Here is a 21264-nt window from a genome sequence, read left to right as displayed (position 1 = left end):
CCATGGATTTCTTCCACGTTATCGTGGTGCTCCTCGAGTCCACCATCCGCGTATCCGTCCCGCTGATCTTCGCAGCGCTGGCAGGGCTCTTTACCGAGCGCGCCGGCATCTTCGACATCGGCCTTGAAGGCAAGATGCTTGGGGCGGCCTTTGCCGCCGGCGCTGTTGCTGCCGTCACCCAATCCGTCTGGATGGGGCTGCTCGCCGCCATCCTGATCTCGATCGCGCTGTCGCTGGTGCACGGTTATGCCTCGATCACCCAGCGCGGCAACCAGATCGTTTCTGGCGTCGCCATCAACTTCATCGTCGCCGGCTCGACCGTCATTCTCGGTGAAGCCTGGTTCCGCCAGGGTGGCCGCACGCCGGCGCTCGGCGAAGGCGCGCGCTTCCAGACGATCACCTTCCCCTATGCCGACAGCATCCGGGAAATCCCGATCCTCGGCCCGATCTATTCGGACCTGCTTTCCGGGCATTTCATCCTGACCTACGTCGCCTTCGCCATGGTGCCGATCAGCTGGTGGATCCTCTACCGCACCCGTTTCGGCCTGCGCCTGCGCGCGGTCGGCGAGAACCCGGGCGCGGTCGACACCGCCGGCATCTCGGTGATCTGGATGCGCTATCGCGCCGTGATCTGCTGCGGCATTCTCTGCGGTTTTGCCGGCGCCTATCTGTCGCTGGCCATGACCGCCGGCTTCGTCAAGGGCATGACCGCCGGCAAGGGCTATATCGCGCTTGCAGCGCTGATCTTCGCCAAGTGGCGGCCGTTTAACATCATGCTCGCCTGCCTGCTCTTCGGCTTCCTTGATGCGCTCGCCATCCGCCTGCAGGGCAATCCGCTGCCGTTGATCGGCCAGGTGCCGGTGCAGCTGATGCAGGCGCTGCCCTACATCCTCACCGTGATCCTGCTTGCCGGCTTCATCGGCAAGGCCATCCCGCCGAAGGCCGGCGGCGTCCCCTATGTGAAGGAGCGCTAGAACCATGGAAAAGGAACTGTTCGAAGCCGCGCGCGACGCAATGGCCAAGGCGCATGCGCCCTACTCGAAATTTCCGGTCGGCGCGGCGATCCGCGCCGAGGACGGCAAGATCTATACCGGCGCCAACATCGAAAACCTGTCGTTCCCCGAGGGATGGTGTGCCGAGACCACCGCGATCAGCCATATGGTCATGGCCGGCCAGCGCAAGATCCTGGAAGTGGCCGTGATCGCCGAGAAGCTGGCGCTCTGCCCGCCTTGCGGCGGCTGCCGTCAGCGGCTGGCGGAATTTTCCGGCGCCAGCACGCGCATCTTCCTCTGTGACGAGACCGGGGTGAAGAAGACCTTGGCGCTATCCGATCTCCTTCCGCACAGCTTCGAGACCGAGATTCTGGGATGACCGCGGCCGCTGAACTGTTGAAGGCCCGGCTTGGCGGCCTGTCTCCGCGCTATGGCATCGTGCTCGGCTCCGGCCTCGGTTCGCTGGTCGAGGCTTTGGACGAGACGTTGCGCCTCTCCTACGCCGAAATCCCCGGCTTCCCGGTCAGCAGCGTCTCCGGTCATGCCGGCGAGCTCGTGGCCGGAACGCTCTCGGGCGTGCCCGTTGTCATGCTCTCCGGCCGGGTTCACTACTACGAACAGGGCGACGCCAATGCGATGCGCGGCCCGTTGGAGACCTTGAAGGCGCTCGGCATCGAATGCCTGGTGCTGACCAATTCCGCCGGGTCGCTGCGCGAGGATCTGCCGCCGGGATCGGTGATGCGGATCTCCGATCACATCAACTATTCGGGCTTCAACCCGTTGATCGGCGTCGAAAGCGACGATCGCTTCGTCGGCATGACCAATGCCTATGATGCAGAGCTTGCGGGGCGAATGCAGGAGAGCGCCGAACGCCTCGGCATTCCGCTTCTCGCCGGCGTCTATATGTGGTTTTCCGGCCCGAGCTTCGAAACGCCGGCGGAGATCCGCATGGCGCGCATCCTCGGCGCCGATGCCGTCGGCATGTCTACGGTTCCGGAAGTCATCCTCGCACGCTTCTTCGGCCTCCGCGTCGTTGCCGCCTCTGTCATCACCAATTTCGGTGCCGGCATGACCGGCGGCGAAATCAGCCATCACGAGACCAAGGACATGGCGCCGGTCGGCGGCAAGCGGCTCGCCGCGATCCTCGCAGACATGATCGCCACCGACGCGGTGCGCGGGTGACGATGCTTCCGCAGGAAACCATCAGACGCAAGCGCAACGGCGAGCACCTCGCCCCGGCCGAGATCGCGGATTTCATTCGCGGCCTGTCGGATGGTTCGATCTCCGAAGGGCAGGTCGCCGCCTTCGCCATGGCGATCTGGTTCTCCGGCATGAGTCGCGAGGAGACCGTCGCGCTGACATTGGCGATGCGCGACAGCGGCGAGACGCTCGACTGGAGTGGCATTTCACGCCCGATTGCCGACAAGCATTCGACCGGCGGCGTCGGCGACAACGTCTCGCTGATGCTGGCGCCGATCGTTGCTGCCTGCGGGCTCGCCGTGCCGATGATATCAGGGCGTGGCCTCGGGCACACCGGCGGCACGCTCGACAAGCTCGAATCCATACCCGGCTATGATATCCAGCCGTCGGCGGCTGTTTTCCGCCGCGCGGTCGACGAGATCGGCTGCGCGATCATCGGCCAGACCGCCAATCTCGCGCCTGCCGACAAACGCCTCTATGCGATCCGCGACGTCACCGCGACCGTCGATTCGGTACCTCTGATCACGGCCTCGATCCTGTCGAAGAAGCTCGCGGCCGGCCTTCAGTCGCTGGTGCTCGATGTCAAGCTCGGCAACGGTTCCTTCATGAGCGACACGCGCGAGGCCGAGATCCTGGCGCGCTCGCTGGTCGACGTTGCCAACGGCGCCGGCGTGCGCACCTGCGCACTTCTAACCGACATGAACGAACCGCTGGCAGACGCGGCCGGCAATGCGCTGGAGATCGACAACTGCCTGGCTTTCCTCCGGGGCGAGAAGAAGGGAACACGGCTTGAAACGGTCGTGCTCGCCTTTGCCGCCGAAATGCTGGTGGCGGGCGGCGTTGCCGGCGATGCCGAACAGGGCGAAGCCCAGGCGCGCAAGGTGCTTGGCAGCGGAGAAGCGCTGGAACGCTTCGGGAAAATGGTCCATGCGCTGGGTGGACCGGCGGATTTCGTCGAGCGCTCGGTCGCCTATCTCGGCCGTGCGCCGGTCATCCTGCCGGTCGAGACCGAGCAATCCGGCTATCTGGCTGCCTGCGAGACGCGGGAACTGGGCATGGCCGTGATCGCGCTTGGCGGCGGGCGTTCGCATCCGGACGACAGGATCGATCATCGCGTCGGTTTCGATGCCCTGAAGCCGCTTGGAACGCGGGTCGAGAAGGGCGATCTGATCGCCTTCGTTCACGCGGCCGACCAGGGGGCTGCGGAAGCGGCCCGGCGACGCCTGTTGGAACTCTACACGATCGACGACGTCGAGCCGGAGACGAGGTCTCCGATCCTGGCCAAGATCACCTGACGAGGTGCAGGGCGCCGTCCTCCACGCGGAAGGACGACAATCGGTTGAGGAACGTCATGCCGATCAGCGTGCCGGAAAGCGCCTTGTCCGGCAGCACAAGCGCCTGCACGTCGCGCACCACGATACCGCCAATCTCGATCCGGCTCAGCATGGTCGGAGCCGCTTCGATGACCCCGTTGGCGGTGCTGACGCGGGAGGCAAACGAGAGCGAGCTCGGTGAGATGCCCAGCCGGCGCGCGGTTGAAATGTTGATGGCAATGGCGCTGGCGCCCGTGTCGACCAGCCCGCGTTCGGTGCGGCCGTTGATGCGAAACGTGCCGAAGAAATGTCCCCTTCCGTCCGCGTCGAGCACGACGCTGCGTCCTGTCGCGTATTTCGCTGTCATGGCCGGCGCGGCAGGCGTCGTTTCGACGGCCGAGTTGCTGTCGGCCTGTGTCAGGACGCTCGTCGCGAAGTGAGGCACCAGCATCGCCGCAAGCGCAGCCACACCGGCCAATGTAAGCAGACGGGCGAGCATGGACATCACCTCTCGATCGAACAGATATGCTCGCCCAAGTAGAACGGATGACGCCTAAGAGGGCATAAAAAAACCGCCGGGATCCGGCGGTTTTTTCATCGACTTCAGATCCTGGTTAAGGATCAGCAAATCACTTGGTGCCGTACATGCGGTCGCCCGCATCACCCAGACCGGGCATGATGTAGCCGAGTTCGTTCAGGTGGCTGTCGATCGAGGCCGTGAAGATCGGCACGTCCGGGTGCGCGCTCTGGAAGTTGCGGATGCCTTCCGGCGCGGCGAGCAGGCAGAGGAAGCGCATGTTCTTGGCGCCGCGTTCCTTCAGCTTGTCGATGGCTGCGATCGACGAGTTGCCGGTGGCAAGCATCGGGTCGACGACGATGATCAGGCGCTCTGACAGGCTCTCGGGTGCCTTGAAGTAGTATTCCACCGCTTCGAGCGTCTCGTGGTCGCGATAGACGCCGATATGGGAGACGCGGGCGGAAGGCACCAGTTCGAGCATGCCTTCGAGCAGCCCGTTGCCGGCGCGCAGGATCGAGGCGAAGACAAGCTTCTTGCCTTCGAGGACCGGCGAGTCGATTTCCTGCAGCGGCGTTTCGATGCGCTCCATCGTCAGTTCGAGATCGCGCGTCACCTCGTAGCAGAGCAGCGTCGAAATTTCCCGAAGAAGCCGGCGGAAACCCGCAGTCGAGGTCTCCTTCTTGCGCATGATGGTCAGCTTGTGCTGCACAAGCGGATGATCGATCACTGTAACGCCGTTCATGGCTCACCTTTCCGGATTTTTGTATCCGTCCTTTTTCCATGGAATGCGTCGCCGCCGCAAGGGTATTGGCCGGCGGGAGACCGTCATCCCCAGCCGGCAAATCGCGACCTGTGCCCTAGATCCGCGCCAGCAGCAGCTTACGCGTCGGCTCGTCGACGAAGGCGGCTTCGATCGCGGTCCTGGTCATGCCGTTGATCTCAGCGTCGCTGAAGCCCATCACCGCGGAGGCGATGTCGTATTCCTGGGCGAGCGACGTGTGGAAGAACGGCGGATCATCGGAGTTGAGCGTGACGCGCACGCCGGCCTCGTGCAGTGCGCGCAGCGGATGCGACGCGAAATCCGGGAAGACCTGAAGCGAGATGTTGGAGCCGGGGCAAACCTCGAGCACCACGCCGGCGTCCGCCAGGCGCCGCACCAGATCCGCGTCTTCGATCGCCCGCACACCGTGGCTGATGCGCGACGGGCGCACGTGGTCGAGCGCGTCGCGCACGCTGAAGGCGCCGGACAGCTCGCCCGCATGGATCGTCAGACCGAGGCCGGCATCACGCACGATGTCGAAGGCGCGCGCGAAGTCGGCGACCTTGTGCATGCGTTCCTCGCCGGCGAGGTTGAAGCCGGTGACGAGCTTGTGCTCGCGCTTGGCGGCGAACTCGGCCGTTTTGATTACCGATTCCGGGCCGAGATGTCGGATGCCGGTGATCAGCATGCGCGATTCGATGCCGGTCTTCTGCCGGGCCGCTTCCATGCCGGCCGCAAGGCCTTCGAGATAGGCGTGGGCACCCAGGCCGATCGTGTTGCCGTGGTCGGGCGAAACGATTATCTCGCTATAGATCGTGCCCGCTTCGGCGAGTTCCGTCAGATAGGCTTCCGCGAGCAGCGCGTAGTCCTCTTCGGTCTTGAACAGCGAGGCGATGGCGTCGTAGCACTTCACGAAGCTGGTGAAGTCTTCCCAGACATAGGCCTTGTCGCGGATGATTGCGCTGGTGTCGACGCCGTATTTCTCGGCCTGGGCCAGAGCCAGTTCGGGCGGCGTCGCGCCCTCGATGTGGCAATGCAGCTCCGCCTTCTTCAGATGTGCGGTCAAATGAGGCTTCTCCCATGGTGGCCCGGCGCGATGCCGAGATGCTTGGCGACGGTTTCGCCGATATGCGTGAAGGTGTTGGCAATGCCGAGCGAGCGGCTGCGCAATGACGGCCCGAACATCAGCACCGGCACGCGCTCGCGCGTATGGTCGGTGCCGCGCCAGGTCGGATCGCAGCCATGGTCGGCCGTCAGGATGACGATGTCGCCCGGCTGCAGGCGCCGGTCGAGATCGGGCAGGCGTGCGTCGAAGGCCTCGAGCGCCGCCGCATAGCCGGCAACGTCGCGGCGATGGCCGTAGAGCATGTCGAAATCGACGAAATTGGTGAAGACCAGGCTGCCGTCCTCGGCCTCGTCGATGGCCGCGAGGCTGGCGTCGAAGAGCGCCATGTTGCCGTCGGCCTTGGTCAGCTTCGTCACTCCCTGGTGGGCGAAGATGTCGCCGATCTTGCCGATCGCGTGAACCGTACGCTCCGCCTCCACCAGCCGATCGAGGAGCGTCGGCTCGGGCGGCAGCACCGAAAAGTCGCGCCGGTTGCCGGTGCGCACAAAAGTCTGCGGGCTCGTGCCGACGAAGGGGCGGGCGATGACGCGGCCGATATTGTAGTCGTCGAGCAGGCGGCGAACGATCAGGCAAAGCTCGAGCAGCCGGTCGAGGCCGAAGCTTTGCTCGTGCGCTGCGATCTGGAAGACCGAGTCCGACGAGGTGTAGCAGATCGGCTTGCCGCTGCGCATATGCTCCTCGCCGTGGCGGGCGATGATGTCGGTGCCGGAGGCGTGGCAGTTGCCGAGAATGCCGGGAATGTTGGCCTCGCGGCAGATCGCTTCGACGAGCTCCGGCGGAAAGGCGTCGCCTTCGGCGGAGAAGTAGCCCCAGTCGAACATGACCGGTGTTCCGGCGATTTCCCAATGACCGGAGGGCGTGTCCTTGCCGCGCGATACCTCGCTTGCCGCGCCATAGGCGCCATAGACGCGATTGGGCACAGGCATGCCCTGGGGAACGGTGCCGGTCGCAAGCTTTGCCGCGTGGATCAGTCCAAGCGCGGACATGTTTGGCAGGCTGAGCGGGCCTTCACGCAAGCCTGGCCGGTCGGCAGCGCCGATAGCGCAGAACTCGGCGATATGGCCAAGCGTATTGGCACCGAGATCGCCGAAGGCTTCGGCGTCAGGCGCCCCGCCTATGCCAAAGGAATCGAGAACGAATAGAAAGGCACGCGCCATGATGCACCTGACAGCGGGCGCGCAGCGATTGCGGCCCGAAACCTACGGAAAAGCGCAGGCGCGCCCTCTTGGGCACCCGCGCAATCTCGAAGGGATAGCGCCGCTTGTTGTTCAATGCAATTGCGTCGGACACCCGTCCGATCAGCAATCCGAGCATTTTATCGGCTGGGAGAGGCGTGCGTGGAAGTAGGCCGTCTTGGAGAGATCGATGGTCTTTGCCGTCGCCTGAAGGCTTGGCGCATAGAGCAGGAGTTCATGCGGTACGGTCAGTTCCGTGCGAATGACGAAGGAGTTGGTCGCCGTGAACTGGGCGGGCAGCGAAACCTTGGTATTGACGGCATAGGGCGTGGCGCCTGCCTGATCGCGCGACCACAGGATCGTGCCCTCATTGGTGTTCGTGACCGCGATGCCGCTGATCTTCAGCGTGTAGTTGGTGTTCCCGTAGGGCGCCAGGATGCTCTTTGCGATGTTCGACACATTGGTGAGGAAGGCCTTGTTGACCTCCGTCTGCTGCGCGACGACGTCGGCCGTAGCACTTGCGGCGCGTGCGGTCTTGCCGGCAACGGTAAAGCCGACCGAAAGTTCGAAGGCGCCGAGATAAGCCACCACCAAAAGCGGGGCGACCATCGCGAATTCGACCGCACCGACACCGCTCTTGTCGCGCCGAAGCGCGCCAAGAGTTTTGGTGATCGGCTTGAGGCGCAGGATTTCTAACGCGGAATACGACATCGCAGGGCGCCTCACTCGCTCTCGTTTCGGAAGGTGGCGGTCGCCACCATGAGATAGTCCTTCGGCATGCTTGACCCGGCTGGCCGCAGGTTGGTGATGAACGGCCTGACGAGGTCCGTGAAGACGCTCCAGCGATAATAGGCGCGAAGCACGTTGAACGAGCCGGGACCGCCAGGGGCAAACTTGAAGCCGGTCGTGTCGATGTCGGTGGAATCGGTCTTGCGCGGGATCAGCACGGGAAACTTGCTGAGATCGGCGACCGCTCTGACGTCCAGATAGAATTGCGAGGGTTGGCCGGCTTCGGTCGCCGAGCATTTCATCAGCACCGAGATCTCTTCACAGAACGCCTGGCGGAACTGCGCCTCGCTCATGTCGGTCTGTTTTCCCTGCTGGAAGGTGATCTGACCGGTGCGGACCTTGCGCGCCATCGTCTCCGTCGCATTCGCAAGGAGCTGGTCGCCGTAGAAGGCGGCGAAGGTTTCGAGCGACGCGAAGATCACCACGAAGAAGGGAAGCGCAAGAATGGCGAACTCGATACTCGTCGTGCCTTTGCGGTTGCGAAGGAAGCGGCTGAAGATGCCTTTTCGCCTTTTTTCGGCCCCGCTCGGCCGCCCTGTGCCCTGCTCGATGTTCATTGCGCCGTCCCATCATGTTACGCCAGACGGGCGGCAGATTATGGAGCAACCATTGATATTTCGTTCTCAGGGGTGATGTGTATTTTAACGAATCACCGGCTTGGAACCCATAAAAATCAATTGGTGCTACCTGCGGTTTTGCGTTCGGCGTGACGCTCGCAATTTGGTGTGCAGGAGAGCACGGTGCGGGACGTCTGTTTGTAGACGCGCACGGTGTTGCCTTCGTCGATCGACACCAGGATGCGCTCGTCGACGATGGCGTTTCCGTCCTGATCGAGGATGACCAGGTTGGTGGTTCCGAAGTTGCGGCCGGTAATCACGATCGTACGGGCGTCGGCAACCGTTGCGTCCGCAACCTCGGCATTGCCGATAATGACCTTGCTGACCGGGCGATCGAGCTTCAGTACGCGCGCGTGATCCATATACACGCGCATCATGTCGCTCTCGGCCGCGGCGGCAACCGATGGAGCAAGGGCAGCGATCGCGAATGCGAATATGGCGGCTCGGCCGGTCGCGAATGGCGTGGTCATGGCGGGTCCCTAGGTGATGTTCACGCCATACTCCCTTGTCTTGGTGAATGAACCGTTAAGTCGGCCCCGTCGAGGCTTTGCGGAGGCCTCGTCGTTTTCTGTTCGTTTACCCAAAAATCAGGGACGCTTCGTTAACCTTCAGGTAACCGCCTTCTTTAAGTCGATGGCAATGCGCCAGGACTAGTTTGGGGTTCATCCGATCAACGGCAACAGTTGGCGGAAGTGCTGAACAACAAACGTGAAGTAGGAGAATCATCATGAAGAAGATTTTTGCCCGTCTGATGAAGGACGAGTCCGGCGCGACCGCCATCGAATACGGCCTGATCGCAGCCCTCATCTCGGTTGCGCTGATTGCTGGTGCAAGCACCCTCGGCAGCTCGCTGAACACCACGTTCAACGGCCTTGGTGGCAAGCTGACCAGCAGCACGGCCGGCAAGCTTTAATCGGCTTAAAGGCAAGCGAGGAGAAATTCGCATGACGAAGATTTTCCGCCGCCTGCTTCGGGATGAGTCCGGCGCGACTGCTATCGAATACGGCCTGATCGCGGCCCTCATCTCCGTTGCCCTGATTGCCGGTGCAAGCACGCTCGGTGACTCGCTCAATTCCACCCTGAATGGAGTTGGCGGGAAGATCACGACGAGCACGGCCGGCAAGCTCTAACGAATAGGTTTCGCAAGAACCTGCAATAGAGCCGCCCCCAAAAGGCGGCTCTATTGTTATCTGGAAGCCAGCAGGCATCGCAGATTGTTTGCTCTCATTTCGGAGGCAGGAAACATGATTGAAGCCGCCATTTTCGTGGTTTTTCCCTTTTGTCTGGGATTCGCGGCGTTTTCCGACCTGCTGACGATGACGATCCCGAACCGTGTTTCGGTGATCCTGCTTGGCGCCTTTTTCCTGGTGGCGCCGATGTCTGGCTTGGGGCTTCCGGAAATCGGCCTGCATCTGCTCGCAGCCGCCGCAGTCTTTGCCGCATGTTTTGCCCTGTTTGCGACGAACGTGATGGGGGGCGGAGACGCGAAGCTGCTGACGGCCAGTGCCATCTGGTTCGGCCTGACGCCGTCTTTGACGGCCTTCCTGCTCTATGTCTCGATCTTCGGTGGGCTGTTGACGCTCGCGGTGCTTTTGTTGCGCCGGCAGGAGCATACGATCCTTGCGAGCGGCATTCCTTTCCCGCAGCTGCTGCTTACCGCCAAGAAAGTTCCCTACGGGATCGCGATCGCGCTTGGGGGCTTTGCCGCCTATCCCTCGTCGCCGCTGATGGAGGCGGCCTTCGCGCGGCTGTCCTGAAAGGTCACGCGGCCGGCTGGTCAACTTTCGTTAACTGCGCTCATAAGTAATCCGTTAACCATAATTACACCAATTCCTGATCAATCTGACCCTGGCATTTTTTCGGGGCTCGGAAACAATCATGAAACCGGTTCGCATCATCATACTGGCAGTGGCCGTTCTCTCGGCTGCGATGGCCGGTCTTTTGGCGATGAGGCTGACAGGCGCGCCTGCGCCGCAGATGGCTGAACCGGTCGTCGAGCGTGCCCCCACCGTCAACGTGCTTGTCGCCAGCAAGAGCCTGCCCGTCGGATCGCGACTGGGCGGCGACAGCGTCCAATGGATGGCCTGGCCGAAGGACGGCGTGGTCGATGGCATCATCACCGAAGAAAACCAGCCGACTGCGATCGACGATCTGACCGGCGCGGTTGTGCGCCTGCCGATCTTCAACGGCGAACCCGTGCGCCACGAAAAGGTGGCCGATTCGTCCAACCGCATCATGTCGTCGCTGCTCCCAGCGGGTAAGCGCGCCGTTGCGACAGAAATCACGGTCGCCACCGGTGCCGGCGGCTTCATCCTGCCGAACGACCGCGTCGACGTGATCATGGTGCGCAAAGGTGACGGCGAACTCTATCTGACCGAAACCGTGCTCAGCAATGTGCGTGTGCTCGCGATCGACCAGCAGGTCGAGGAAAAGGATGACGGCACCAAGGCGGTGGTCGGAACCACGGCCACGCTGGAACTTACGCCTGACCAGTCGAAGGTGATGACGGTCGCACAGCAGATGGCGGAACGCATTTCGCTGGCGCTTCGAAGCGTCGCCGACGCACAGGAGCCTGACACGGATGCAGCAGACTATCTGCTGAGCGGCGACGGCCAACCGAACATTCAGGTCATCAAGTCCGGCTCCATCGTCAAGAGCGATGGCACGGTCGGCCAGACGCAGCAATGATAGACACGGGCAGGAACCAGGTGAGCACGGGGCATAAGGTGAAGCGGAGCGGAAACAAATTTCGGGCGTCTGTCGCAGCTGGCCTATCATTCTGCCTGGCGGTTACCGGCATGTATCTGCCGGCGCCGACGGAAGCCTTTGCCGGCGCGTCCTCGGTCGTCCGCATCGTCGAAAGCGGCCCGGGCGTGAAGAAGAAGGTCAGCCTCGGTTTGAACAAGGCCGTGGTCGTCGACTTGCCAGCGGACGCGCATGATATCCTCGTCGCCGACCCGTCGCTCGCCGACGCCGTGACCCGCACCTCGCGGCGCATCTACCTGTTCGGCAAGTCCGTCGGCCAGACCAACATCTTCGTCTTCGGTCCCAATGGCGAGGAGATCGTCTCCCTCGACATCGAGGTCGAGCGCGATGTCTCCAACCTTCAGTCCAACCTGCGCCGCTTCATTCCGGATGCCGATATCAATGTCGAGATCGTCTCGGACAACATCGTGCTGACTGGCACCGTGCGCACGCCGCTCGATTCCAACCGCGCCGTCGACCTTGCCAAGGCCTTCCTTCAGGGCGGTGAGGCGACCACGCGCAACATCACGGCCCAGGGCAACAATGGTGACGCCGATATCTTCGCCGAAGACCGGCAGGTGTCGCAGATCGTCAATCTCCTGACCATCGATGGCGACGATCAGGTCAATCTCAAGGTCACCGTGGCCGAGGTTAGCCGCCAGGTGCTGAAGCAGCTTGGCTTCAACGGCCGCATTGGCGATGGCGAAAGCGGGATTGCTTTCCGAAACCCGGCCAACCTCGGCGATGCGGTCGGCGTCGGCGTGAACGCGATCATCAACAAGACGGTCGGTGGTACGATGATCTCCAGCTACATCAATGCGATGGAGCAGGCGGGCGTGATGCGGACGCTGGCTGAGCCGAGCCTGACGGCGATTTCAGGCCAAGAAGCCAAGTTCTACGTCGGCGGTGAGTTCCGCCTGCCCGGAACCCAGGAAGTCACGACTGATGATAAGACCGGCGAAGATAAAGTTACACGCGAAGTCAACGATGTCGAATATGGCATCCGTCTGAACTTCAAGCCGGTCGTGCTCGGGCCCGGCCGCATTAGCCTGAAGATCGAGACAAACGTTTCCGAGCCCACCTACGAGGGGTCCGTCGTTACCGGAAACGGCAAGAACACGATCCCCGGAAACACCTTTCTCGGCATCCGCAAGCGTGAGGCATCGACCAGCGTCGAACTCCCCTCCGGCGGCTCGATCGTGATCGCCGGCCTGGTTCAGGACAACATTCGCCAGGCGATGTCGGGCCTGCCGGGCGCTTCGAAGATCCCGGTCCTCGGCACGCTGTTCCGCAGCAAGGACTTTGTGCGTAACGAGACCGAGCTGGTCATCATCGCCACGCCTTATCTGGTCCGTCCGGTTGCCAGAAGCGCGATCTCCCGGCCTGACGACAACTTCAATCCGGCCAACGATCTCGACAGCTACTTCCTCGGTCGCGTGAACCGCATCTACGGCCGTCCGGAAGCGGCGGCTCCAGCGGGCCGTTACCACGGCAACGTTGGCTTCATCTACAAATAGGCTGGGTCATGACGCTTCGAACCGATTCTCACGCGAATTCCGAAAGGCCGAACGCCATGTCCTCAGGTCCCTCAGGAACATTCATCCGTCGCACGAGCCGGGCGGCCGTCCTGGTGCTGGCCGGTGCCCTGCTTGCCGGTTGCGGCACGCGGGACAATCTGGCGACCGGCTCCATACCCGACGACTACCGCACCCGGCATCCGATCGTGCTTGCCGAAGGGGAGCGGGTCATCGACATCCCGATTGCCTCGGGCGATCGCCGTCTTACCCAGGGCACGCGCGATGTCATCGCCGGCTTTGCAGCCGACTATCGCAATTCCGCAAGCGGGGTCGTGCAGATCATGATGCCGCGGGGGGCTGCCAACAGCCACGCAGCCCAGGCGATGCGCCGGGAGATCCGCGGCGTGCTGGCGAGCGCCGGCGTGCCGAAAAAAAGGTTGCTGGAGACGAGCTATGACGCCGGACCCTACGGCGATGCCGCACCCATCCGTCTGAGTTATGTGGCGATCACGGCGCAGACGGGACCTTGCGGCACCTGGCCGGAGGATCTGAACCTCAACACCATGGAAAACAAGAACTACTACAACTTCGGCTGCGCCACGCAATCAAACCTCGCCGCACAGGTCGCCAACCCGACGGATCTGCTCGGTCCCCGTCAGATGTCGCCGATCGACGCCGAGCAGCGCGGCAAGGTGATCACGGATTGGCGTGGAACCGAGAAGAAGGACGGCACGGTCATCACCTTCAACTGATATCGGCTGGATGAAAAGATGAGTACCATCGATTACAGGATCGAGACTGGCGTAGAGGGCGAAGACCCGTCCTTCGATGCACGTATGAGCGATCTGGAGCAGGTTCGGCCGTTGCCGCGGATTTCGATCCACGCGTTTTGCGAAAGCAACGCGATGCTTCGGCTGATGGAGCGCTGCGGGCAGGATCGGCGCATGGCGAAGGTGAGCCTGCGCATCAACAGTGGCAGCATCGATACCGCCGCGAACATGTTTGCGACCGTACCGACGCCCAACCTGATCATTCTCGAGACGGCGACGGAGCCGCGGTCGCTGCTGACGGAACTGGCGCCGCTGGCTGAGGTCTGCGACCCCAGCACCAAGGTGATCCTCGTTGGCAAGCACAACGATATCGGGCTCTACCGCGAACTCATCCGCAACGGCATTTCCGAGTACATGGTCGCGCCGGTATCGATGCCGGATATTCTCACGGCCGTTTCGGCGATCTTCGTCGACCCGGATGCCGAACCCTTGGGGCGAAGCATCGCCTTTATCGGTGCGAAGGGCGGCTGCGGATCGTCCGTGATCGCGCACAATTGCGCCTGGGGCATCTCCAGCCTGTTCTCGACCGAGACCATTCTCGCCGATCTCGACTTGCCCTACGGCACGGCCAACATCGATTTCGACCAGGATCCGCCGCAGGGCATTGCCGAAGCGGTTTTTGCACCGGAGCGCCTGGACGAGGTGTTCCTCGATCGCCTGCTGACCAAATGCTCCGAGCACCTGTCGCTGCTTGCTGCACCGTCGATGCTCGACCGCGCCTATGATTTCGAGACCGGAGCTTTCCACCCGATCCTCGAGATCCTGCAACGCAGCGCTCCGGTTTCCGTTCTCGACATCCCGCATCTGTGGACGGACTGGACGCGCTCCGTACTCGGCGAAGCCGACGAGGTGGTGATCACGGCGATCCCCGACCTTGCCAGCCTGCGCAACACCAAGAACCTGCTCGATGCCATGAAGAGGCTGCGCCCCAACGACAAGCCGCCCCATCTGGTGCTGAACCAGGTCGGCATGCCGAAGCGGCCGGAGATTGCCGCTAACGAGTTCTGCGATTCGCTGGAAATCGAAGCGGCAGCCATCATTCCCTTCGACGCGGCCCTGTTCGGCAACGCTTCGAACAGCGGGCGGATGATTGCCGAAATCGACAAGAAAGCGCCGGCCGCTGAAACCTTCTCGCAGCTCGCACATCTTCTGACCGGCCGCGTGACGATGAAGAAGGCCCGGCGCGGCGGCCTTGGCAAGATGCTCGCAGCACTCGGCAGGAAATAGGACGTAGGATTACGCAGATGTTTGGCAAGCGCGGAAACGAAGGATTCGGTAAAGGCGGCGGCACCCCGGTTTCCGCCCCGCCGCCGATCGTGGCTGCGGTGCAAGCGCCGGTGGTCGAGCGTGCCGTTCCGGTTCTCGCCGATACGCCCTCCGCTGGCGCTAGATCGCCGACACCAGCCCCACCGGCAAGGCGGCGGCAGGCGCGAACGGAAGACTATTACGACACCAAATCGCAGGTCTTTTCCGCGCTGATCGACACGATCGACCTGTCGCAGCTCGCCAAGCTCGATACGGAGAGCGCGCGCGAGGAAATCCGCGATATCGTCAACGACATCATCACGATCAAGAATTTCGCGATGTCGATCTCCGAGCAGGAGGAACTGCTCGACGATATCTGCAACGACGTTCTGGGCTACGGTCCGCTCGAGCCGCTGCTTGCCCGCGACGACATCGCCGACATCATGGTCAACGGTGCCGGTCAGACCTTCATCGAAGTTTCCGGCAAGGTGCAGGAATCGGAAATCCGGTTTCGCGACAACGCGCAGCTTCTCTCGATCTGCCAGCGCATCGTCGGCCAGGTCGGCCGTCGCGTCGATGAATCGAGCCCGATCTGCGACGCGCGCCTGCCGGATGGGTCCCGCGTCAACGTCATCGCCCCGCCGCTCGCCATCGACGGCACGGCGCTGACCATCCGCAAGTTCAAGAAGGACAAGCTGACGCTCGAACAGTTGGTCCGCTTCGGTTCAATCACGCAAGAGGGCTCTGTTCTCCTGCAGATCATCGGCCGCGTCCGCTGCAACATCGTCATTTCGGGCGGCACGGGTTCGGGCAAGACGACGCTGCTCAATTGCCTGACGCGCTACATCGACACGGATGAGCGGGTGATCACCTGCGAAGACACGGCCGAACTGCAATTGCAGCAGCCGCATGTCGTACGCCTCGAAACCCGCCCGCCGAACATCGAAGGCGAAGGCGAGATCACCATGCGCGATCTCATCAAGAACTGCCTGCGCATGCGGCCCGAACGCATCATCGTCGGCGAAGTGCGCGGCCCGGAAGTCTTCGACCTGCTGCAGGCGATGAACACCGGCCATGACGGTTCGATGGGGACTATCCACGCCAACACACCGCGCGAATGCCTGAGCCGCATGGAATCGATGATCGCTTTGGGCGGCTATACGCTGCCGGCAAAGACCGTGCGTGAGATCATCGCCGGATCGGTGGACGTGATCATCCAGGCGTCCCGCCTTCGCGACGGTTCCCGCCGCATCACCCACATCACTGAGGTGGTGGGCATGGAAGGCGACGTGATCATCACCCAGGACCTGATGCGCTACGAGATTGACGGTGAAGACGCCGGCGGACGGATTATCGGCCGCCACATGTCGACCGGCATCGGCCGGCCGCATTTCTGGGATCGTGCCCGTTACTTCAACGAGGACAAGCGCCTGGCCGCGACCCTCGACGCGATGGACAAGGGCTAGGAGCTGCGATGTTCGGGATAGACATCACCGTTCTGGCACTCGCGGCCCTCGTCGCCATAGCGGCGGCGGCGCTTGCCTACGGCCTGCTGTTCTCGCGCATCGAAAGCGAAAAGAAGGCGGAAGGCCGCGTGCGCAAGATCAGCGCAGCGGAAACCGACCGCGCCAAGATGAAGGCCGCACGCGACCGCGTGAGCGAATTGTCGAAACGGCGAAAATCCGTCCAGGATTCGCTGAAGGAGCTGGAAAAGAAACAGCAGGAGCGCTCAGCCAAGACTGCCCCTTCGATGAAGGTGCGTCTGACACAGGCGGACCTGTCGATCTCTATCGGGCGCTTCTATCTGTTCAGTGCACTGTTCGGCTTTTTTGCTTTTCTTGTCGTGTTGATGGCGGGGGCCGGGCTTGCCATTGCCGCCGGCTTTGGTCTGGTCGCCGGTCTCGGCCTGCCGCGCTGGTTCATCGGCTACCTGATCAAGCGGCGCTGCAAGAAGTTTCTCGAGGAGTTCCCGAACGCGCTCGAGGTCATGGTCCGCTCGATCAAGTCGGGCCTTCCCTTGAACGACGCGTTGCGTCTCATCGCCGCCGACGGTCAGGAACCGGTCAAGACCGAGTTTCGCCGCGTGGTCGAATCCCAGCAGGTGGGCCTGAGCGTGACCGAGGCCTGCGCCCGCATGGTCAACAGCATTCCTCTGCCGGAAGTGAATTTCTTCGCCATCGTGATCGCCATCCAGGCGCAGGCGGGCGGCAACCTCTCGGAAGCCCTAGGCAACCTGTCCAAGGTCCTGCGCGAGCGCAAGAAAATGCGGGCAAAGGTCAGCGCCATGTCGATGGAAGCCAAAGCCTCGGCCTGCATCATCGGCGCCCTGCCGTTCATCGTCGCGCTCTTGGTCTACCTGACATCGCCCGCCTACATGATGGTGCTTTTCACCGACCCGCGCGGTCATCTGATCATCGGTGCCGGCCTGTTCTGGATGAGCATCGGCATCTGGGTGATGCGCAACATGATCAACTTCGACATCTGAGGGGGCGTCGATGAGCACGAACCTGATCAAGACCCTGACCGATCCGAACGTCGTCATCGCCGTCCTGGTTTCGCTCGCCGTGCTCGCGACCTTCTATTCGCTGATCGTGCCGCTGTTCGATCGCGGCGACCTCGGCAAGCGGATGAAGTCCGTTGCCACCGAGCGCGAGCAGATCCGGGCGCGCGAACGCGCGCGGCTTGCCGCCGAGGTACAGAACGGCAGGGCAAGCCTGCGCGGGCAGAACAACGCCTCCATTCGGCAGATCGTCGAACGCCTCAATCTGCGTTCCGCGCTCGTCGACGACAACACCGTCAACCGGCTTAAAATGGCCGGCTTCCGCTCGCAGAACGCGCTCAACACCTTTCTGTTCGCGCGCTTCTGCCTGCCCTTCCTGTTCCTGCTGGTCGCGCTCGTCTACATCTTCGTGCTCGGCAACTTTGTCGACAAACCGTTCATGGTGCGGCTGTTCTTCGCGATCGGCTTTGCCTATCTGGGCTTCTACGCGCCGAACATCGTCGTGACCAATGCGATCTCCAAGCGCCAGGCGTCTATACGCCGGGCCTGGCCGGACGCGCTGGACCTTCTGCTGATCTGCGTCGAATCGGGCGTGTCGATGGAACTGGGCATGCGCCGCGTCGCCGACGAAGTGGCGTCGCAGTCGCAGCAGCTTGCGGAAGAGCTGGTGCTGACGACGGCGGAACTGTCGTTCCTGCCCGAGCGCCGGGTTGCGCTTGAAAATCTCGGTCAGCGAACCGGCCTCGATGAGGTCAAATCCGTGGTCCAGGCGCTGATCCAGGCGGACCGCTACGGCACGCCGATCGCCCAGGCCCTGCGCGTGCTTGCACAGGAAAGCCGCGACCAGCGCATGACCGCAGCCGAGAAGAAGGCGGCCGCCCTGCCGCCGAAGCTGACCGTGCCAATGATCCTGTTCTTCCTGCCGGTGCTGGTCGCGGTCATTCTCGGACCGGCGGGCATCCAGGTCGCCGACAAGTTCTAGGCAGCGGCGCGCCGCCGCCGGCGCTCAATCATCGTCAGAGGATTGCCTGTGCGCAGCCGTAGACAGGCATGCCGCGCAAATGTGCGCGGCAGACTTGGACTGTTTAGGCAGTAGATCGGAAGCCTGGAGGCGCCAAGGGCGTCTCCTAAGAATGCGGTTCGCCTTTAGTTGGCGACCTTCTTGTCGTCGGCTTTGGCGAGCTCTTTCCATGCGCCCTGCTGCGACAGCATCGAGCGCAGATAGGCGACGTTCGCTTCGGCCTGCTCGCTGGAAAGCTCCTGGCGGGCGATCGTCTCGGCTTCCTGGAAGCGGCCCTGAAGGCCGACGGCGAGCGCGAGGTTCTGGCGCACGCTGCTATCGGCGCCGGGCTGGCTTGCCGCAGACTTGAGATAGGTTTCGGCGGTGCGAAGGTCTTTGGTCAAAAGGTAGGACATGCCGAGATTGGAGAGCACCGACGGCTCGTTCGGCTTGAGCTCGAGGGCCTCGCGGTAGCGCAGCCGCGCTTCCTGGGCGCGGCCCAGCTGGTCGAGGATCGCGCCCTCGGCCGATTTCAGCTTCCAGTCCGGACGGTCGGGCGTCTGCGCCCGGCCGATCGTCGCAAGCGCCTGCTCGAGCTGGCCGGCGGCGGCTTGGGCCTTGCCGTAGGCGCCGAGCACTTCGCGGTCGGACGGATGGTTGATCGCGACCTGCTGCATCACCGCAAGCGCCTGTTCGTTGCGGCCGGTCATGCGCAGGAGATTGGCGTAGTTGAGGCCCGCTTCGCGGTCTTTGGGGTTCTTCTCGTAGGCCTGGCCGATGCTTTCGGCAGCGGCCGAAAGCTCGGTCGCGGTCATGGACTGCACCGGTTTCGACGTTCTGGAGATCGACCCCGTCGTCAGTTCCTTCTTCGGCTGGTTGGCGCAGCCGGCAAGGGCAAGCGCCACCAGCGCGATTGCCGCGCCCTGGAAGAAACGGGCGTGTTTCGAGGATGAGGTCGTATATTTGGCCATGTGTGTCCCCAGCATGCATTCGCGCACCTGAACTTCAGACAACACCGGCGCAACTTTCACTCCAGCAATAATCTGTTAACCCTAACAGAGCGTTAATGGCGCGATTCCATCTCTGTCAGCCGAGGACTTTCATGGCCCCCTATCAGTTCATCGAGCGGCCGTCGCCGTTCAACACCAGCGCGGGCAAGACCCTGCCGATCTTCGCCGTCACGCCGGCGCATATCGAGACGGGGACGATCGATCCGATCGCTTTGGACTGGGCGCGCAAGGCAGGCTTTACGGCCGATTCCGGCGCGGTGCTGTTGATCCCGTCCGCCGACGGCCATCTCGGCGGCGCGCTCTTCGGCCTCGGCAGCAATCCGTCGGAAGCGCCGTTCCTGGCTGGCAAGCTGGCGCGGGCGCTGCCGGCGGGCAAATGGCATATCGAAACCGCGCCGCTGACGGCCAACCGGCTGGCGCTCGGCTACGGCCTCGGCTCCTATCGCTTCGAGCGCTACAAGTCCGCCAAGGGCGAACCGCCGACGCTGCTCATTCCGGCCGATGCGGACGCAACGGATATCAAGCGCCAGCTCGCCGGCGTGTTCCTCGCCCGTGACCTGATCAACACGCCGACCAACGACATGGGACCGGAGGCGCTCGAAGCGGCGTTCCGCGCGCTGGCCGCCCACTACAAGGCCGATGTTTCGGTCATTACGGGCGAGGCGCTGCTGACGCAGAATTTCCCGCTGGTCCACACCGTCGGCCGCGCCAGCGCCGAAGCTCCGCGCCTGCTGGAGCTGCGCTGGGGCAAAAAGGGCCACAAAAAGGTAACGCTCGTCGGCAAGGGCGTCTGCTTCGACACGGGCGGTCTCGACATCAAGCCGTCGGCCTCCATGCTGTTGATGAAGAAGGACATGGGCGGTGCCGCCAACGTGCTTGGCCTGGCGCTGATGATCATGGACGCCAAGCTCAAGGTGGATCTGCGCGTCATCGTGCCGGTGGTCGAAAACTCGATCTCGGCCAACGCCTTCCGGCCCGGCGACATCTACCGCAGCCGTAAGGGTCTGACCGTTCAGATCGACAACACCGATGCCGAGGGCCGGTTGATCCTCGCCGACGCACTTGCCTATGCAGACGAGGAAAAGACCGATCTGCTCGTCGACATGGCGACGCTGACCGGTGCCGCCCGCGTCGCGCTCGGTCCGGACCTGCCGCCCTTCTTCACCGACGATGCCGATCTTGCCCGTGATCTCACGGAAGCAAGCCTTGAGGTCGACGATCCGATGTGGCGGATGCCGCTCTATAACGGCTACGACAAGGATGTCTCGGCCCGTATCGCCGACCTGACCAACGCGCCGGCGGGGGGCATGGCCGGATCGATCACCGCGGCACTCTTCCTCCGGCGCTTCGTCACCAACGCCAAGAGCTGGGTGCACTTCGATATCTTCGGATGGGCTCCGTCCGAGCGTCCGCATTCGACGGTTGGCGGGGAGGCGCAGGCGATCCGCGCGCTCTATCAGCACGTCCAGAAGATGGCGAAGTAATCGCAGCCGGGCGGAGCCGGCAAAGAAACGCTTGCGTAACGATCCGCCGCTATCGTGGCGGATCAGTATCTTGCGTAGGAGCCGCCATTGCCGATCGAGCTAACGCCCTCCCAGGCCCTCGGGCTATGGCATTCGGTGTCGCTCGCCCAGGTTCGCGTCGACAGCCGCGACCTGACCTTGCGCCAGCTGGCGATCCTGCTGCAGATCTACCTCGTGCCGCCGCCGCACACCGTGCGCGGACTGGCGGCGACGCTCGGTGTCACCAAGCCGGTCATCACCCGCGCGCTCGACACCATGGGCGCGCTTGGCCTTGTCGATCGCGTTCGCGACGATCGTGATCGCCGCAACGTCGTCATCAAAAGGACAGTTGAGGGTGCTCTCTATCTTGAAAAACTCGGTGACCTGATCATTGATCAGGGCCGCAAGCAGCTGAAGTGAGTAGAT

At 62.9% G+C, this 21264-nt stretch carries 24 protein-coding genes; 16 read left to right on the top strand and 8 right to left on the bottom strand.

Translation table 11 applies throughout. The features are described from left to right. The first annotated feature begins 2 nt into the window (after positions 1-2). Genes ACIQUG_RS20540 through deoA form a run of 4 tightly spaced genes read left to right on the top strand, consistent with a single transcriptional unit; the run spans position 3 to position 3487 of the window. A complete protein-coding gene (locus ACIQUG_RS20540; protein ID WP_043622808.1) occupies positions 3-974 on the top strand; it encodes an ABC transporter permease in 972 nt (323 codons plus the stop codon). 4 nt (positions 975-978) lie between these two features. Continuing rightward, positions 979-1371 (top strand): cytidine deaminase, encoded by a 393-nt coding sequence (locus ACIQUG_RS20535; protein ID WP_043622805.1) that lies wholly within the window; start codon positions 979-981, stop codon positions 1369-1371. Next, the gene (locus tag ACIQUG_RS20530) at positions 1368-2174 is read left to right on the top strand and encodes a purine-nucleoside phosphorylase (protein WP_402323719.1); all 807 of its coding nucleotides are present in this window, start codon (positions 1368-1370) and stop codon (positions 2172-2174) included. Before ACIQUG_RS20535 ends, ACIQUG_RS20530 begins: the two co-directional genes overlap by 4 nt. Continuing rightward, on the top strand, positions 2171-3487 hold the full coding sequence (deoA, locus tag ACIQUG_RS20525) for a thymidine phosphorylase (protein WP_402323718.1): 1317 nt from the start codon (positions 2171-2173) through the stop codon (positions 3485-3487). Before ACIQUG_RS20530 ends, deoA begins: the two co-directional genes overlap by 4 nt. Here the strand turns inward: deoA and ACIQUG_RS20520 are convergent. The 7 genes from ACIQUG_RS20520 to ACIQUG_RS20490 form a co-directional block, all read right to left on the bottom strand. Next, complete coding sequence (locus ACIQUG_RS20520) at positions 3480-4004, bottom strand: TIGR02281 family clan AA aspartic protease (RefSeq protein ID WP_402323717.1); 525 nt, start codon at positions 4002-4004, stop codon at positions 3480-3482. The two genes, deoA and ACIQUG_RS20520, sit on opposite strands and share 8 nt — an antisense overlap. 130 nt (positions 4005-4134) lie before the next feature. After that, entirely contained in the window at positions 4135-4764 is a 630-nt protein-coding gene (gene upp, locus ACIQUG_RS20515; protein WP_034805105.1) for a uracil phosphoribosyltransferase, read from the bottom strand. Between the two features lie 115 nt (positions 4765-4879). Then, a complete protein-coding gene (locus ACIQUG_RS20510; protein ID WP_402323716.1) occupies positions 4880-5848 on the bottom strand; it encodes an adenosine deaminase in 969 nt (322 codons plus the stop codon). Next, the gene (locus ACIQUG_RS20505; protein WP_402323715.1) at positions 5845-7065 is read right to left on the bottom strand and encodes a phosphopentomutase; all 1221 of its coding nucleotides are present in this window, start codon (positions 7063-7065) and stop codon (positions 5845-5847) included. The genes ACIQUG_RS20510 and ACIQUG_RS20505 overlap by 4 nt, the downstream gene beginning before the upstream one ends. 141 nt (positions 7066-7206) lie before the next feature. Continuing rightward, complete coding sequence (locus ACIQUG_RS20500; protein WP_043622791.1) at positions 7207-7794, bottom strand: TadE/TadG family type IV pilus assembly protein; 588 nt, start codon at positions 7792-7794, stop codon at positions 7207-7209. Positions 7795-7805: 11 nt separating this feature from the next. Continuing rightward, on the bottom strand, positions 7806-8429 hold the full coding sequence (locus tag ACIQUG_RS20495) for a TadE/TadG family type IV pilus assembly protein (RefSeq protein WP_192448261.1): 624 nt from the start codon (positions 8427-8429) through the stop codon (positions 7806-7808). Between the two features lie 116 nt (positions 8430-8545). Beyond that, the gene (locus ACIQUG_RS20490) at positions 8546-8959 is read right to left on the bottom strand and encodes a pilus assembly protein N-terminal domain-containing protein (RefSeq protein WP_043622787.1); all 414 of its coding nucleotides are present in this window, start codon (positions 8957-8959) and stop codon (positions 8546-8548) included. 257 nt (positions 8960-9216) lie between these two features. On the opposite strand from ACIQUG_RS20490, the gene ACIQUG_RS20485 reads away from it, so the two are divergent. From ACIQUG_RS20485 to ACIQUG_RS20440, 10 genes are all read left to right on the top strand, one after another. Further along, complete coding sequence (locus ACIQUG_RS20485) at positions 9217-9402, top strand: Flp family type IVb pilin (protein ID WP_402323714.1); 186 nt, start codon at positions 9217-9219, stop codon at positions 9400-9402. 31 nt (positions 9403-9433) lie between these two features. Then, positions 9434-9619: a Flp family type IVb pilin gene (locus tag ACIQUG_RS20480; protein WP_402323713.1), complete on the top strand. Its 186-nt coding sequence runs from the start codon at positions 9434-9436 to the stop codon at positions 9617-9619. A 114-nt stretch (positions 9620-9733) separates the two neighbouring features. Then, the gene (locus tag ACIQUG_RS20475; RefSeq protein ID WP_402323712.1) at positions 9734-10246 is read left to right on the top strand and encodes a prepilin peptidase; all 513 of its coding nucleotides are present in this window, start codon (positions 9734-9736) and stop codon (positions 10244-10246) included. Between the two features lie 121 nt (positions 10247-10367). Next, entirely contained in the window at positions 10368-11177 is an 810-nt protein-coding gene (cpaB, locus tag ACIQUG_RS20470; RefSeq protein WP_402323711.1) for a Flp pilus assembly protein CpaB, read from the top strand. Continuing rightward, positions 11174-12751: a type II and III secretion system protein family protein gene (locus tag ACIQUG_RS20465; protein ID WP_402323710.1), complete on the top strand. Its 1578-nt coding sequence runs from the start codon at positions 11174-11176 to the stop codon at positions 12749-12751. Before cpaB ends, ACIQUG_RS20465 begins: the two co-directional genes overlap by 4 nt. Positions 12752-12807: 56 nt before the next feature. Next, positions 12808-13503 carry a CpaD family pilus assembly protein gene (locus ACIQUG_RS20460; RefSeq protein WP_402323709.1) on the top strand — a complete coding sequence of 232 codons (696 nt, stop codon included), beginning with the start codon at positions 12808-12810 and terminating at the stop codon, positions 13501-13503. Between the two features lie 18 nt (positions 13504-13521). Beyond that, positions 13522-14808, top strand: a complete 1287-nt coding sequence (locus ACIQUG_RS20455; protein ID WP_402323708.1) for a CpaE family protein — start codon at positions 13522-13524, stop codon at positions 14806-14808. A 17-nt stretch (positions 14809-14825) separates the two neighbouring features. Continuing rightward, positions 14826-16292 (top strand): CpaF family protein, encoded by a 1467-nt coding sequence (locus tag ACIQUG_RS20450; protein ID WP_043622771.1) that lies wholly within the window; start codon positions 14826-14828, stop codon positions 16290-16292. A gap of 8 nt (positions 16293-16300) precedes the next feature. Beyond that, a complete protein-coding gene (locus tag ACIQUG_RS20445; protein WP_402323707.1) occupies positions 16301-17311 on the top strand; it encodes a type II secretion system F family protein in 1011 nt (336 codons plus the stop codon). A 10-nt stretch (positions 17312-17321) separates the two neighbouring features. After that, on the top strand, positions 17322-18308 hold the full coding sequence (locus ACIQUG_RS20440) for a type II secretion system F family protein (protein WP_043622766.1): 987 nt from the start codon (positions 17322-17324) through the stop codon (positions 18306-18308). 164 nt (positions 18309-18472) lie between these two features. On the opposite strand, the gene ACIQUG_RS20435 is transcribed toward ACIQUG_RS20440, so the two are convergent. Next, positions 18473-19297 (bottom strand): tetratricopeptide repeat protein, encoded by an 825-nt coding sequence (locus ACIQUG_RS20435; RefSeq protein ID WP_043622763.1) that lies wholly within the window; start codon positions 19295-19297, stop codon positions 18473-18475. Between the two features lie 131 nt (positions 19298-19428). On the opposite strand from ACIQUG_RS20435, the gene ACIQUG_RS20430 reads away from it, so the two are divergent. Further along, positions 19429-20820 carry a leucyl aminopeptidase family protein gene (locus ACIQUG_RS20430; RefSeq protein ID WP_402323706.1) on the top strand — a complete coding sequence of 464 codons (1392 nt, stop codon included), beginning with the start codon at positions 19429-19431 and terminating at the stop codon, positions 20818-20820. A gap of 87 nt (positions 20821-20907) precedes the next feature. Continuing rightward, the gene (locus tag ACIQUG_RS20425; RefSeq protein WP_043622758.1) at positions 20908-21258 is read left to right on the top strand and encodes a helix-turn-helix domain-containing protein; all 351 of its coding nucleotides are present in this window, start codon (positions 20908-20910) and stop codon (positions 21256-21258) included. Positions 21259-21264: the final 6 nt, after the last annotated feature.

The sequence above is a fragment of the Ensifer sp. NPDC090286 genome (assembly GCF_044769565.1).
Lineage (GTDB): Bacteria > Pseudomonadota > Alphaproteobacteria > Rhizobiales > Rhizobiaceae > Ensifer.
Note: the sequence above shows the minus strand (reverse complement) of the source record. Positions and strands in the feature narration are given on the sequence as shown.

Coding starts and splice junctions, on each gene's coding strand:
- ACIQUG_RS20490 (WP_043622787.1), bottom strand. CDS start 8,959: ATGACCACGCCATTCGCGACCGGCCGAGCCGCCATATTCGCATTCGCG.
- ACIQUG_RS20465 (WP_402323710.1), top strand. CDS start 11,174: ATGATAGACACGGGCAGGAACCAGGTGAGCACGGGGCATAAGGTGAAG.
- upp (WP_034805105.1), bottom strand. CDS start 4,764: ATGAACGGCGTTACAGTGATCGATCATCCGCTTGTGCAGCACAAGCTG.
- ACIQUG_RS20480 (WP_402323713.1), top strand. CDS start 9,434: ATGACGAAGATTTTCCGCCGCCTGCTTCGGGATGAGTCCGGCGCGACT.
- ACIQUG_RS20500 (WP_043622791.1), bottom strand. CDS start 7,794: ATGTCGTATTCCGCGTTAGAAATCCTGCGCCTCAAGCCGATCACCAAA.
- cpaB (WP_402323711.1), top strand. CDS start 10,368: ATGAAACCGGTTCGCATCATCATACTGGCAGTGGCCGTTCTCTCGGCT.
- ACIQUG_RS20520 (WP_402323717.1), bottom strand. CDS start 4,004: ATGCTCGCCCGTCTGCTTACATTGGCCGGTGTGGCTGCGCTTGCGGCG.
- ACIQUG_RS20455 (WP_402323708.1), top strand. CDS start 13,522: ATGAGTACCATCGATTACAGGATCGAGACTGGCGTAGAGGGCGAAGAC.
- ACIQUG_RS20505 (WP_402323715.1), bottom strand. CDS start 7,065: ATGGCGCGTGCCTTTCTATTCGTTCTCGATTCCTTTGGCATAGGCGGG.
- ACIQUG_RS20435 (WP_043622763.1), bottom strand. CDS start 19,297: ATGGCCAAATATACGACCTCATCCTCGAAACACGCCCGTTTCTTCCAG.
- ACIQUG_RS20475 (WP_402323712.1), top strand. CDS start 9,734: ATGATTGAAGCCGCCATTTTCGTGGTTTTTCCCTTTTGTCTGGGATTC.
- ACIQUG_RS20530 (WP_402323719.1), top strand. CDS start 1,368: ATGACCGCGGCCGCTGAACTGTTGAAGGCCCGGCTTGGCGGCCTGTCT.
- ACIQUG_RS20440 (WP_043622766.1), top strand. CDS start 17,322: ATGAGCACGAACCTGATCAAGACCCTGACCGATCCGAACGTCGTCATC.
- ACIQUG_RS20445 (WP_402323707.1), top strand. CDS start 16,301: ATGTTCGGGATAGACATCACCGTTCTGGCACTCGCGGCCCTCGTCGCC.
- ACIQUG_RS20430 (WP_402323706.1), top strand. CDS start 19,429: ATGGCCCCCTATCAGTTCATCGAGCGGCCGTCGCCGTTCAACACCAGC.
- ACIQUG_RS20535 (WP_043622805.1), top strand. CDS start 979: ATGGAAAAGGAACTGTTCGAAGCCGCGCGCGACGCAATGGCCAAGGCG.
- ACIQUG_RS20460 (WP_402323709.1), top strand. CDS start 12,808: ATGTCCTCAGGTCCCTCAGGAACATTCATCCGTCGCACGAGCCGGGCG.
- ACIQUG_RS20485 (WP_402323714.1), top strand. CDS start 9,217: ATGAAGAAGATTTTTGCCCGTCTGATGAAGGACGAGTCCGGCGCGACC.
- ACIQUG_RS20450 (WP_043622771.1), top strand. CDS start 14,826: ATGTTTGGCAAGCGCGGAAACGAAGGATTCGGTAAAGGCGGCGGCACC.
- ACIQUG_RS20495 (WP_192448261.1), bottom strand. CDS start 8,429: ATGAACATCGAGCAGGGCACAGGGCGGCCGAGCGGGGCCGAAAAAAGG.
- ACIQUG_RS20540 (WP_043622808.1), top strand. CDS start 3: ATGGATTTCTTCCACGTTATCGTGGTGCTCCTCGAGTCCACCATCCGC.